General features: G+C 38.0%; 13 protein-coding genes. 8 read left to right on the forward strand and 5 right to left on the reverse strand.

Translation table 11 applies throughout. The annotated features are described in order from the left end of the window. The first annotated feature begins 59 nt into the window (after positions 1-59). Positions 60-1175: a DUF5929 domain-containing protein gene (locus tag B5488_RS11215; RefSeq protein WP_079735344.1), complete on the forward strand. Its 1116-nt coding sequence runs from the start codon at positions 60-62 to the stop codon at positions 1173-1175. Here B5488_RS11215 and B5488_RS11220 read toward each other — a convergent pair. Next, positions 1130-2377, reverse strand: a complete 1248-nt coding sequence (locus tag B5488_RS11220; protein ID WP_079736478.1) for an IS4 family transposase — start codon at positions 2375-2377, stop codon at positions 1130-1132. The genes B5488_RS11215 and B5488_RS11220 overlap by 46 nt on opposite strands. A 117-nt stretch (positions 2378-2494) precedes the next feature. Between B5488_RS11220 and B5488_RS18185 the strand changes: the two genes are divergently transcribed. The 3 genes from B5488_RS18185 to B5488_RS11230 all read left to right on the forward strand — a co-directional run bounded on the left by B5488_RS18185 (position 2495) and on the right by B5488_RS11230 (position 4491). Next, positions 2495-2593: a DUF5929 domain-containing protein gene (locus B5488_RS18185; RefSeq protein WP_317041986.1), complete on the forward strand. Its 99-nt coding sequence runs from the start codon at positions 2495-2497 to the stop codon at positions 2591-2593. A 1-nt stretch (position 2594) separates the two neighbouring features. After that, positions 2595-3323: a metallophosphoesterase family protein gene (locus B5488_RS11225; RefSeq protein WP_079735345.1), complete on the forward strand. Its 729-nt coding sequence runs from the start codon at positions 2595-2597 to the stop codon at positions 3321-3323. Positions 3324-3486: 163 nt separating this feature from the next. Beyond that, positions 3487-4491 (forward strand): acyl-ACP desaturase, encoded by a 1005-nt coding sequence (locus B5488_RS11230; protein ID WP_079735346.1) that lies wholly within the window; start codon positions 3487-3489, stop codon positions 4489-4491. A 189-nt stretch (positions 4492-4680) separates the two neighbouring features. On the opposite strand, the gene B5488_RS11235 is transcribed toward B5488_RS11230, so the two are convergent. The 4 genes from B5488_RS11235 to B5488_RS11250 form a co-directional block, all read right to left on the reverse strand. After that, complete coding sequence (locus B5488_RS11235; RefSeq protein WP_079735347.1) at positions 4681-5073, reverse strand: YkvA family protein; 393 nt, start codon at positions 5071-5073, stop codon at positions 4681-4683. 73 nt (positions 5074-5146) lie between these two features. Beyond that, positions 5147-6010, reverse strand: coding sequence for a tetratricopeptide repeat protein (locus tag B5488_RS11240; protein ID WP_079735348.1), 864 nt, complete (start codon positions 6008-6010; stop codon positions 5147-5149). A gap of 256 nt (positions 6011-6266) precedes the next feature. Next, positions 6267-7820 carry an L-piperidine-6-carboxylate dehydrogenase gene (amaB, locus tag B5488_RS11245; protein WP_079735349.1) on the reverse strand — a complete coding sequence of 518 codons (1554 nt, stop codon included), beginning with the start codon at positions 7818-7820 and terminating at the stop codon, positions 6267-6269. A gap of 60 nt (positions 7821-7880) precedes the next feature. Then, entirely contained in the window at positions 7881-8423 is a 543-nt protein-coding gene (locus B5488_RS11250; protein ID WP_079735350.1) for a 3-hydroxyanthranilate 3,4-dioxygenase, read from the reverse strand. Between the two features lie 199 nt (positions 8424-8622). Here B5488_RS11250 and B5488_RS11255 point away from each other — a divergent pair, with 199 nt between their 5' ends. The 4 genes from B5488_RS11255 to B5488_RS11270 all read left to right on the forward strand — a co-directional run bounded on the left by B5488_RS11255 (position 8623) and on the right by B5488_RS11270 (position 12383). Next, entirely contained in the window at positions 8623-9699 is a 1077-nt protein-coding gene (locus B5488_RS11255; RefSeq protein WP_079735351.1) for an isoaspartyl peptidase/L-asparaginase family protein, read from the forward strand. 132 nt (positions 9700-9831) lie between these two features. After that, positions 9832-10674, forward strand: a complete 843-nt coding sequence (locus tag B5488_RS11260) for a phospholipase A (RefSeq protein WP_079735352.1) — start codon at positions 9832-9834, stop codon at positions 10672-10674. Positions 10675-10744: 70 nt separating this feature from the next. Further along, positions 10745-11233, forward strand: a complete 489-nt coding sequence (locus B5488_RS11265; RefSeq protein WP_079736594.1) for a GbsR/MarR family transcriptional regulator — start codon at positions 10745-10747, stop codon at positions 11231-11233. A gap of 16 nt (positions 11234-11249) precedes the next feature. Beyond that, positions 11250-12383 (forward strand): efflux RND transporter periplasmic adaptor subunit, encoded by a 1134-nt coding sequence (locus B5488_RS11270; protein ID WP_079735353.1) that lies wholly within the window; start codon positions 11250-11252, stop codon positions 12381-12383. Positions 12384-12385: the final 2 nt, after the last annotated feature.

Genomic DNA, 12385 nt, shown 5'->3' on the forward strand with positions numbered 1-12385 from the left:
ATGCGTAATAGGAATAACTAAAGAGAGATTTCCGCCTTCGCGGAAATGACAAAGGTAATATGATTAACAAACGGCTTTTAATAAAAAACCTACTCGCCCACAATGACGAGAACAGCTTTTACGACAAAAAGCTAAAGCTTAATATTGGCGAAAGAGAAGGAAAAGCCAAGTTTTTAAAACACGTTTGCGCACTCTCCAATTCTAATCCCGAGAACAATTCTTATATCGTTATTGGGGTTCAGGATGAAGACAATAGCATTGTAGGCACCGACTTTTTTGATGACAGCAAAATTCAGAATCTCGTAAATGCTTATTTAAGCAATCCGCCGTTAATTTCTTATGAAAATATTCCCTTTCCACATTTGCCGGGGAATCTCGTGGTTGGTTTGGTAAGTATAAGACCCAATCACGGGAAAATATGTTCGCTTAGAAAGAATATCTGGAAATATTATGGTGGTTCGGTTTTTCTTCGAGATGGCAGCATTAGTATGCCAAAAGTTTTTGACATTCAAATTACCGATGTGAATTCAGAAATAGTAAATTCTATAGAAAAACATTCCCATAATAATATTGAATTAACCCTGGACGGGGTCTTCGATTTTCTTCAGAAAAGAAAAGATTACAACGCCACTTATAAGGTTTTTAAAGAATATTTTGTAGTGTGTTGGGCAGGAAAAAAGATTCAGGCAAAAAACGAAACATTTTATTCCCGCGTAGATATAGAATTAATAAATGAGCAGGTAAAGTTATTTTATTCAGATCTTGACCAGGTAAGCATCAGTCTTACCGAGGAGCAATTTAAAATCCTGGAATATGTGCAATTGGGACTACACGATAAATATCGATTTTATCCATTAGAAGAGGTAATTATTCGTTTTAAAGACAGTGTAAGTTATGATATTGAAAGCAAGTTGTTATTTGAACCACCCGAATTCGACAAAAAAACGCTTTATCATATTTACAACATAAACAGCAAGCTTTTGGAAAGGCTTAAAAAGAAACTTCCATTAGACAAACAACAAACAAAAGATCTTAAAAATTTGCCTTCAACTTATTTACTTTGTTACACACTCATCCGAAAGTTTTTGACTTTAAACCTAAAACCTTCGGCCACCCCTATTTTCAGGCTTCAATTAGGGCTAATGGGAGAAAATAAGTCTGGATCTACCCTATAGTGGAGTTTGGTCTGACCCCTTATTCTTTTCGCCCCTTCTCCTACGGTATTGCAGGCATAATCGAGGGTAAGATAAAAACATAGACAGATCCTGATCTTTTCCACGAAATTGGAAAATGCATGTTCTTTTTTGGCTATTGTCCTCACAATTATCTGGAGCAGCAAATAGGTTATGAGCGCGATGTATATTTGTGATTTTACGGCGTTCTCACTGGTTCCAAGGAAGGTCTTTATTTGGAGGTTCTGTTTTATCGCCTTAAAAAAAAGTTCAATATCCCATCGTTTTTTATAAAGGTCCGCGATGGTCCTGGCGCTCCAATCCAAGTTGTTGGTGATTATTTCTATCACTTTGTTCTCGTCCTGCTTATAAACGTGCACCAACCGGAGAGGGTGTTCCGCAATGCCTGTTTCCACGGCCTTCTTGCTTGGTAAAACGATGATCTCGTCTTTTAGGATATCCTGATCGCTACCTTCGGGGAGCTCCAGTTCTTCCAAGGTTTGATAGACCGTATTGATCTTGATGCGAGTGACAAAAACATTTTCTGCCGCGATCCTCTGGCGCATCAACAGAAAATCGAAGTACGCCCTGTCCTCCACGATGACCGTTCCCTTTCGGAAAACGGATTGGGCCAGTCCTTTGCTGTCATGGAGCTTTGCCTCTGTTATATTGACCATATCGGGGATCATCATGGCATCGTCCCAGCAGGTATGTATTTTTATACCTCCTTTAGCTGTCCGAAACTTTGCCCAATCGAACATGGACAGACATAGACTGATCGTGGTGCTGTCGATCAATTTTATGTCACGGTCTTTGATTTCCTTGATTATATGAGACTGTCCGTGCTTCGACAATAGTCGGCCATAGTGCCCTAACAACCGGTAATATAAGCTCTCGAAGACTTTATAACTCCTCTTTTTGTTGCCATCGCTCATGGTAGAACGCGCTGGGCTCTGCTCAAGACCCAAATCCGAAATAAATGTTTCGCTGACCCCGATACCAGTGGAAATGTCACTAAGAGTGTAGCATTTATTCAGCTGTCCGAAAGTTTGGGCAACGAATTGATCGTAGGTCTTATATCTGCTGCACCCCTTGTCGCCATTGTGCTCATCGGCACAACGCGTGAGCATCCAGCGAGGACATAGGTCAATTATTTGTCGAAGAAGAGGTTTGTTTGTATTTTTAGTGCGCCTGAAGAGTCCCATAAAAATTATTTTTTTTGTCCAAAACAAAAATAAGGGATTCTCAGGCTATTTTATTTTTCAACTTTCGGATGGTTGTGACTTTGTTATTTAAATAATTTTGAGCAGGCGATAGAAAAACTGGAAGAAGCAAAACCATATTTAAAAGAATACAGTCAGGAAGTTTATAACTATTACAAAGAAAGTATGCGAATTTTAAGAAAAGTAAAATACAATTAATATGGGCAGAAGTATTGCTATTGGAGACATTCACGGCGGATTAAAAGCTTTAATACAACTCCTTGAAAAAATTGAAGTCACCCCAGATGATGAGTTAATTTTTCTAGGTGATTATGTAGACGGCTGGAGTGATTCTGCTAACGTGGTTTCTTATCTTATAGAATTTGCCAGGCAAAACACCTGTATTTTCATCCGTGGAAATCACGACGATCTTACCCATCGTTGGCTTGAATCAGGTGAACTTAACGAAAAATGGCTCGAACATGGCGGCCAATCAAGTATTGATGCGTATAGAAATTTTTCTTCGGAAGAAATAGAAAAACATATCGAGTTTTTTAATCAAATGGTGAATTATTATATCGATAAGAAAAACAGGCTCTTTGTGCACGCCGGCTTCACCAACCAACACGGGCCCGAACAGGAATATCATGACACTGGTTTTTATTGGGATAGAACCTTATGGGAAATGGTACTTTCTTTAGATAAAAATATAAAACCAGATGATATAAATTATCCAAAACGCTTAAGGCTTTTTAATGAAATCTTTATTGGGCATACCCCGGTAACCCGAATTAATAAAGATGCCCCGGTAAAACGGGCAAACATCTGGAATGTAGATACCGGTGCCGCTTTTATGGGGAAATTATCGGCTATAGATGTAAATTCAAAGGAAATTTGGCAAAGTGAGCCGGTTTTTAAACTATATCCTGATGAGGAAGGTAGAAATTAAGACGATTTTACCAGAAAACGCCTTTACTCTTTATATCTTTGTACTTTAAAGATTTTGACTTTTACTTAAGCTAAATTATATTAGTGAAAACTTTAAGCATAATTTTTGTAGCATAATTATAAATATAGCAGGATCCCTAAATGCCTGTTCCAATAAATATAAAATGGCCCTCGACAATATTAGATTAGAAGTAATGAACACCGTTGAGAAAGAGGTAGACGGTTTCATAGAAAAATACCTTATCCCGGTAGAAGAAATCTGGCAACCTACAGATTTGCTTCCCAATTTACAGGGAGAAGATTATATGAATGAACTTACCCAAATTAGGGAAGAAGCTAAAGAACTTGAATACGATTTTTGGGTGGTTTTAGTTGCCGATATGGTTACCGAAGAAGCTTTGCCCACCTACGAGTCCTGGCTTATGGATATGGAAGGTGTAAAGCAACACGGCAAAAGCCGTGGGGAAGAAAACGCCTGGTCTAAATGGGTTCGCCACTGGACGGGAGAAGAAAACCGACACGGAGACACACTTAACAAGTACCTTTATCTTTCGGGCCGGGTAAATATGCGTGAAATCGAAAAAACTACGCAATATTTAATAAGTGATGGTTTTGATATTGGAACCGGTCGTGATCCTTATAAAAACTTTGTATATACCAGTTTTCAGGAATTAGCTACCAATATTTCACACAAACGTGTTGGCCAGTTGGCCAAAAAGAAAGGCAATAAAATGCTCGGGAAAATGTGTAATATTATTGCCGGAGACGAAATGAGGCATTATATGGCTTACCGGGAATTTGTAAAAACAATCTTTGAACACGATCCCAGCCAAATGATGTTGGCTTTTCACGATATGATGAAAAAAAAGATCGTTATGCCCGCACAGTTTTTGCGTGAAAGCGGACAGGGAATTGCTGAAGCTTTTGAGAACTTCTCTAATGCAGCGCAAAGACTTGGCGTATATACTACTTACGATTATATAGAGATTCTTGAAAAACTTAATAGCTACTGGGAAATAGATAAAATGCGCTCCCTAACTGATGAAGCTGAAAAAGCCAGGGATTATTTAATGAAATTACCAGATAGAATGCGAAGAATTGCAGACCGTATGGCCATTCCGCAAGATCAACATACTTTTAAATGGGTTGAAGCTAACGGAAGGTTGTAATTACCGAAAATATTATAAAATAAGAGGCTGTCTGAAAAGTTTGTTCTCGTCAAGCTGAACTCGTTTCAGCTTCTAACATGTTATTTAATTATCAACAAATTAGATCCTGAAATAAATTCAGGATGACGATTTATAACTTTTCAAACAGCCTCTTTTTATTGAGCTATTACAATTAGTGACCAATAGATTTTAAGCGCCATCTCTCTTCCAAACTTTATAAGTTATTAAATCTTTCTCAATAAGATTTAAACAAAAAGCAATCACCGCAGCATCGTCTAAATAACCGATAATTGGAATAAAATCGGGGATTAGATCTATTGGCGACAGCACGTAAAGAAGAGCGCCACCAATAGCGGCAATTACATTAAATGGAACTTCCCTGTAATTTCCATTGGCATAATCTTTAAGTAAACTAAAAAGTATCATAGCATCATCTAAATAACGCTGTAACTTTCCTTTATTCTCGAATTTAGATTTTATAGCTTCTTCATCTTCCAGTACATTATCTATATCACCTTCCTCAAATTCGTCCTGCCGTTTTTTATGTTCTTTCTTAATTGTCTCTTTATCTATTTTGCTCATAACTCTATTTTTGAATAACAGCAAAATATAAAATTTCGAGTATAAATACCATAAATTAAGACCGAATTATAATTTACTCTAAATCCTCTAAAACTTTTTTCGCATTTTCATTATCTGGGTTTAACTCTAAAGATTTTTGATAAGCTTTTATACTTGCTTTTTCTTCATCTAATTTCAGTAAAATTTCGCCATAACTATCCCAGGTATTTGAAGCTTTGGGATATAACTCTGTATTTAGCTGCAACACTTTTAAAGCCTCTTTAAGCTTGTTCTCTGCAATTAACTGGTAGCCAAAACTATTAATGGTATTTTCAGACACATTGTAATCACTTTGTTTTCCTTTTTTAAACTGTGACTCAATTAAAGAGATCGTCTTATCAATATCCAAATTATCGGTATAAAACAAAGATACCTGCTTCAAACTTTTTAGCCTGGCATTTTCACGTTGCTGGGCAAGGCTTGGTACACGGTAATAGCTTCGCTCTGTATCAGTAACTTTGGTAGTATCCATTTTATATTTCTTTGGTTTACCATTTTCCACCACGTGTTGGGTGCCGTAAATTTGCGGTTCTCCCCGTCGCATCAAATCACGATCTACTGCAGCAGCATACCACCAGCGGTTTAAGGTAGAATCTAATGCTATGGCCTTTTTAAAACTTTCTACCGCCCTACCAGAAGCCATGGTATCCCTGCCGTGCTGAAAAATAATGCCCGCATTAAAATAATCTTTTGCCGTACTTAAATTTCCATTCTCAAACCATTGGGTTGCTTTGGCCAGCCTAATACTATCGTTGGCATTAATTATTTTCCAGTCAGTCCCAGACAAACGCTCCTCCTGGTCGGCATTGGCCATTTCCTGTAATTCTTCGTTATGCTGTGCATTTAAAGAATTAAAGACAAAGAATGTACAAAACATGATACTGTAGAAATATCTCATAATTTATAATTTGAAAAGATTACTTTATAATAAATACGATATAAAAATTTAGATGTTACATTTTGAAAATCAAAAAAACCTCACAGATTTTTAAATGCTATGAGGTTTTGAGATTTTAGGAATTAAGACTTCCAATTAGGCCAACTCCGTCATTCTGTCCCAAAGCTTCGGGATTATTTCAGAATTTAAGTTGTTTTTATCTACATGTTAGACCCTGAAACAAGTTCAGGGTGACGATTATAACAGCCTTAAAAAGCTACAAATCGAATTTGATTCCCTGCGCCAATGGTAATTCAGTGGTGTAATTAATAGTATTTGTTTGTCTGCGCATATAGACTTTCCAGGCATCAGACCCAGATTCTCTTCCTCCACCGGTTTCTTTTTCACCGCCAAAAGCACCACCAATTTCAGCACCAGATGTTCCAATATTCACATTCGCAATCCCGCAATCTGAACCTTCTACCGAAAGAAAACGTTCGGCTTCTCTTAAATTGTTGGTCATTATTGCTGAAGAAAGCCCCTGCACTACGCCGTTTTGTAATTCCAGGGCGTTAGAAACATCTCCAGAATATTTCATAATATAAAGCACCGGTGCAAAAGTTTCGTGCTGTACGATTTTAAATTCATTTTTTGCTTCGGCAATGGCTGGTTTTACATAGCATCCGCTTTCATAACCTTCGCCTTCCAAAACGCCACCTTCAACTAAGATATTACCGCCTTCTTCCACAACTTTATCTAAAGCACTTTGATAATTTTTTACCGCATCTTTATCGATAAGCGGCCCCACGTGATTATTTTCGTCTAATGGATTTCCAATACGCAACTGCTTATAAGCTTTTACAATAGCATCTTTTACTTTATCGTAAATAGATTCGTGAATAATTACCCGCCTGGTAGAAGTACAACGCTGTCCACAAGTACCCACGGCACCGAAAACTGCACCAATTACCGTATTTTTAATATCGGCATCTGGCGTAACTATTATTGCGTTATTTCCTCCTAATTCAAGTAGCGATTTTCCTAATCTTGCGGCTACGGCCTGGGCAACTATTTTTCCCATTCTAATAGAACCGGTAGCCGAAATTAAAGGCACTCGTTTATCATTGGACATCATTTCACCCACTTTATAATCACCGGTGATTAATGAAGAAATCCCTGCCGGAACATTATTTTCAGCAAAAACGCGCGCGGCGATATTTTGGCATGCTACGGAAGTTAATGGAGTTTTCTCTGATCCTTTCCAAATACAGGCATCACCACAAACCCAGGCTAAAGCCGTATTCCACGACCAAACTGCAACCGGAAAGTTAAATGCCGAGATAATCCCAACCACACCAAGCGGATGGTATTGCTCGTACATTCTATGCCCGGGACGTTCAGAATGCATGGTTAATCCGTGTAACTGCCGCGAAAGTCCCACTGCGAAATCGCAGATATCTATCATTTCCTGGACTTCACCCAAACCTTCCTGGTAAGATTTTCCCATTTCGTAGGAAACCAATTTCCCTAAAGGTTCTTTTAGTCTTCTTAATTCATCATTGAACTGCCGAACCACTTCACCTCGTTGAGGTGCTGGCCAGGTGCGCCATTCTTTAAAACCTGCTTCAGCGGTAGTAATTACTTTTTCGTAATCTTCTTTTGTTGTTGCTTTTACTTTTCCTATTAAAACCCCGTCTACAGGAGAATAAGATTCAATTACTTCACCACTACTAAAAAAATCTTCTCCGGTAGAAGTTCCATTATTGGTTTCCTGCAAACCAAGATCTTTCAAAGCTTGTTTAATTCCGAATTTTTCTGCTACTTCACTCATTAATTTGTAAATTTTATCTGTTCTTTTGTGTGTTTTATGCTAAAATATAAAAAATTTAATCTATTCCGTTTCGGCTACAAAACGTTCATCTACCGGCATTACCTCCCCGCAATTATCGCAGGTTCGTAATTCTTTACTTCCGTAGAAATGTTTAAAATGCTTTAAAAAATCTTTTTCGATATCTTCCAGCGGGAAATAAACTTCATACAATTTATGGTTACAATTGTCACAAAACCATAAAAGCCCGTCTTTACCCTCTAACTGAAGCCTTTTTCGCTCCACAACCAGCCCAATAGAACCTTCTTTTCTAACCGGTGAATGTGGCACTTTGCCGGGATGTAAATACATATCGCCCGGGCCTAACTGCATCGTTTTTTTCTTACCATCTTCCTGAATATGCACTTCTATTTCACCTTCCAACTGGTAAAAAAGCTCCTCAGTCTCGTTATAATGATAATCCTTGCGCGCATTTGGACCGGCCACTACCATCACAATATAATCTTCAGATTCTTTGTAGAGATTTCGATTTCCCACCGGCGGTTTAAGAGATTCCCGGTTTTGATCAATCCATTTGTTAAGATTAAAAGGTTTATTTACTGCCATGATTTCATATTTATATTCCTTAAAATTACAACTTAAAGCTTAGACAAAAGAGCCATTTTCTTATCTTTTTGGGCGCCTTAACGGGCTATTCGCTGCAAGTCCTCGTCGCCTATTGGCTCCTGTGGGCTTTACGCTGCTATCCCTGGCGCAAAATGAAAAACTTTACAAAATGCTTATCTTCGGCTTAAAATCACATTTTATGAAAAAAATATTCTTTTTATTCAGCTTATCTCTCTTTTTAGCCTGCAATATTTCAGTTGAAACAGAAACAGACAAAAATCAAACTTCCGAAGCCGAAAAAGTTCAGGATTCCGTAGAAAATTTCGGCATTGTAATTCACGGTGGTGCCGGGACTATACTTAAAGAAAATATGAGCGACTCTTTAGAACAGGCTTATAAAGAAAAACTGGAAGAAGCCATAAGAACAGGTCACGAAATTCTTGCCAATGGCGGAACTGCAATTGAAGCCGTACAGCGAACTATAAATGTGATGGAAAATTCACCACTTTTCAATGCCGGGAAAGGAGCCGTTTTTACCAACGAAGGCAAAAATGAGCTGGACGCTTCTATTATGGATGGCGAAACTTTAAATGCCGGTGCAGTATCTGGAGTCACCACGGTTAAAAATCCAATAAATTTAGCTTGGGAAGTGATGGAAAATTCAGAGCACGTGATGCTTTCAGGAAAAGGCGCTGAGCAATTTGCTGAAGAACGCAATTTAGAAATTGTAGATCCTGAATATTTTTATACCGAAAACCGATTCAAAAGTTTAGAACGTTTAAAAGCAAGAAAATCGGAAAAAACAGAATTGGATCACGACGGGAAAACTGCTTTTGTAGATCCTTTTATAAAAGATTCTAAATTCGGCACGGTGGGTTGCGCCGCTTTAGATAAAAACGGAAACCTGGCCGCAGGAACCTCTACCGGCGGAATGACGAATAAAAAATGGGGGCGTATAGGCGATGCTCCAATAATTGGAGCCGGAACTTATGCCAACAACAAAACCGCAGCGATCTCAGCCACCGGCTGGGGCGAGTTTTTTATACGAGGAGTTGTGGCTTATGATATTTCAGCATTAATGGAATATAAAGAAATGAGCCTTGCCGAAGCTTCAAAAGAAGTAATCCAGAATAAAAATCCCGATCTCGGCGGTAGCGGCGGGATCATCGCAATAGATCATCAGGGGAATGTTTCTATGGAATTTAATACCGCCGGGATGTACCGTGCAAAAATGAATAAAGACGGAGAATTGAAAATAGGAATCTACAGCGAATAAATTTTTCTTTCACATTTTTTAAGGCCCAACCAAAAAAGTTGGGCTTTTTCTTTTTAACGCAATTTTAAATTTTGTTAGTTCGGAAATTCCCGAACTAATTATAGTTTTGCATTTTCCTAAATGCATTACAAAATGAGGAATAAGTACAAGGTAATTTTAATATTGGTATTCACTTTTTGCTGTGGGCAGGTTTTTTCCCAACGTTTATCACGAGAAAAAATAAACGATACAATTGAGAAAATGCCTACTCTTTCTATTCATAAGGACAACTATTTTATTACCGGAATTCCCACAAATAAGGACATCGCTTCTAAAACTGCAGATGCAAAATATCAAATTAGCTTTAAAGCACTGGTGACGCGTAATACTTTGCCATTCGATACGCATTTGTTTATTACGTATACCCAAAAGGCTTTTTGGAATGTTTATGAGTTTTCAAGTCCTTTTCGCGAACTTAATTTTAATCCGGGTATAGGGTTAGGAAAACCTGTTTATAATAAAAAAGATCGTTTGGCAGGAATGGCGTATTTACAGCTGGAGCACGAATCTAACGGGCGGGATAGTATTTATTCCCGCAGCTGGAATTCCCTTTCGCTAAGTTACCATACCGCGATAAATAAAAACCTGTTGCTTAGCGTAAAAGGCTGGTTGCCATTTCGATACAAAAAAGACAATCCCGAGCTAATAGATTATGTTGGCTATGGTAAATTAAGCCTTACTTATAACTTAATTCCAGATAAATTACTCGTAGACCTTATGCTTAGAAAAGGAATAAAAGACTGGAATGGAACCTTGCGAACCAGGTTGCTTTACAAACCCTTTGATTCCTCTAATTTACATTTAATGTTGGAGTGGTATAAAGGAAATGCTGAAAGCCTCATCAACTTTGAAGAGAACCGGAGTATGATTCGCGCCGGATTTGTATTAAAGTCAGACGAGTTAAATTTTCTCAAATCATTGCCGGATGCATTTTAACAAATCTTTTAATTTCTTAGTTCGGTTTTTTCGGAACTAAACATTAATTTCGCGCCTTCAATTTATGAAAATGAATAAAACAGACTTAGAAGCACAAAAAATACGGTTAATTGAAAAATTGGGTGTTCAGTTTGAAAAAGAGCATCAGTTAGCTCCAGTCGCAGCCAGGATCTTTGCCACGCTTATTGTTACCGGTAAGAAAGGAATCACTTTTGACCAACTGGTAAACGATTTAAATGCGGGTAAAAGTACAGTTTCTACTCATTTAGAACATTTGCAAACCACAAATCGCATTGAATATTACACCAAATCTGGAGATAGAAAGCGGTATTTTATAGTGAAACCGGACCTGATGGAAAATCATATCGATGAGGTAACCGCAAAGTGGGAAGCACAAAAATGCATTCATAAAGAAGTGTTGGAATACAAACTGAAAAGCAACGAATTGAATAAAGAAAATCCACCTTTTGATATGGAATTTCAGCAAAGCCTGTTAGACTTTTTAGATGAAGCCACCGCAGCGCTTAATAAATTAAAGAAGAACATCAACAACCATTAATATACATTAAAAAGCAATGAAAAAGATAATTTATTTCAGTCTGTTTATAAGCGCTGCCATTTTCACTTCGTGTTCCAACGGGAAAGAAGAACAACAAGCGCAGGCGGCGGCACAGGCACAAGGCCCACAACCTTATCCGGTATTAGCAGTACAAACAAAGACAGTTACCGGTTATACTTCTTATCCCACCAGCATAGAAGGTGTTGTAAACAGTGAAGTGAGAGCAAAAGTTTCTGGTTATATAACAGATGTTTTGGTAGATGCAGGTGAGAAAGTAAAAAAAGGACAAAGGCTCTTTAAGCTTGAAACCGAATCTTTATCTGGCGATGCTGAAGCCGCACAGGCAAACGTGAACGTAGCTCGGGTTGAAGTTGAAAAACTAAAACCTCTGGTAGAAAAAGATATTATTAGTGAGGTGCAACTTGAAACTGCAAAAGCACAACTTTCCCAGGCCCAGGCTAACTACAACAGTATCACGGCCAATATTGATTACGCAAATATTAAAAGCCCGGTAGACGGGTATGTTGGGAACATTAATTTTAGAAATGGCGCTTTGGTTTCACCTGGCGATCCCACTCCCCTTACCACGGTTTCGCAAACCGACGAGGTTTATGCCTTCTTTTCTATGAACGAAAAAGATTATATGAATTTTCTCCAGGAAACTTCTGGCAGTAGTATAGAAGAAAAGATAGCAAATTTTCCAGAGGTTAGCTTAATACTAGCCAATGGTAAGGAGTATAAAGAAAAAGGGGAAATACAAACAATATCAGGACAAATTGATCCCTCTACAGGTACAGTGACCTTTAGGGCGAAATTTCCTAATCCAAATCAACTATTATCCAACGGGAATAGTGGTAAGGTTCGTATTCCACAAATTTATGAAGACGTAATTGTTGTTCCCGAAATTTCAAGTTTTGAACAACAGGGTAGAACTTACGTTTACAAGGTTCAGGGCGATAGTATGGCCGTTTCTACACCAATTACAGAAACTTCAAGAGTAAATAATCTTATTGTAGTTGATTCCGGCCTTGAGAAAGGCGATAAAATTGTTGCCCAGGGCGTAGCAAAATTAAGAAATAACACTCCAATAAAACCGCAAGAAATTCCTTTTGATAGTATTGCGAATTCTATTAATACAGTATTTAAATAAGA

This window comes from Salegentibacter salegens, assembly GCF_900142975.1.
GTDB classification, from domain to species: domain Bacteria; phylum Bacteroidota; class Bacteroidia; order Flavobacteriales; family Flavobacteriaceae; genus Salegentibacter; species Salegentibacter salegens.

Coding starts and splice junctions, on each gene's coding strand:
- B5488_RS11235 (WP_079735347.1), bottom strand. CDS start 5,073: ATGAGCAAAATAGATAAAGAGACAATTAAGAAAGAACATAAAAAACGG.
- B5488_RS11260 (WP_079735352.1), top strand. CDS start 9,832: ATGAGGAATAAGTACAAGGTAATTTTAATATTGGTATTCACTTTTTGC.
- B5488_RS11250 (WP_079735350.1), bottom strand. CDS start 8,423: ATGGCAGTAAATAAACCTTTTAATCTTAACAAATGGATTGATCAAAAC.
- B5488_RS11220 (WP_079736478.1), bottom strand. CDS start 2,377: ATGGGACTCTTCAGGCGCACTAAAAATACAAACAAACCTCTTCTTCGA.
- B5488_RS11255 (WP_079735351.1), top strand. CDS start 8,623: ATGAAAAAAATATTCTTTTTATTCAGCTTATCTCTCTTTTTAGCCTGC.
- B5488_RS11230 (WP_079735346.1), top strand. CDS start 3,487: ATGGCCCTCGACAATATTAGATTAGAAGTAATGAACACCGTTGAGAAA.
- amaB (WP_079735349.1), bottom strand. CDS start 7,820: ATGAGTGAAGTAGCAGAAAAATTCGGAATTAAACAAGCTTTGAAAGAT.
- B5488_RS11240 (WP_079735348.1), bottom strand. CDS start 6,010: ATGAGATATTTCTACAGTATCATGTTTTGTACATTCTTTGTCTTTAAT.
- B5488_RS11270 (WP_079735353.1), top strand. CDS start 11,250: ATGAAAAAGATAATTTATTTCAGTCTGTTTATAAGCGCTGCCATTTTC.
- B5488_RS11215 (WP_079735344.1), top strand. CDS start 60: ATGATTAACAAACGGCTTTTAATAAAAAACCTACTCGCCCACAATGAC.
- B5488_RS11225 (WP_079735345.1), top strand. CDS start 2,595: ATGGGCAGAAGTATTGCTATTGGAGACATTCACGGCGGATTAAAAGCT.
- B5488_RS11265 (WP_079736594.1), top strand. CDS start 10,745: ATGAATAAAACAGACTTAGAAGCACAAAAAATACGGTTAATTGAAAAA.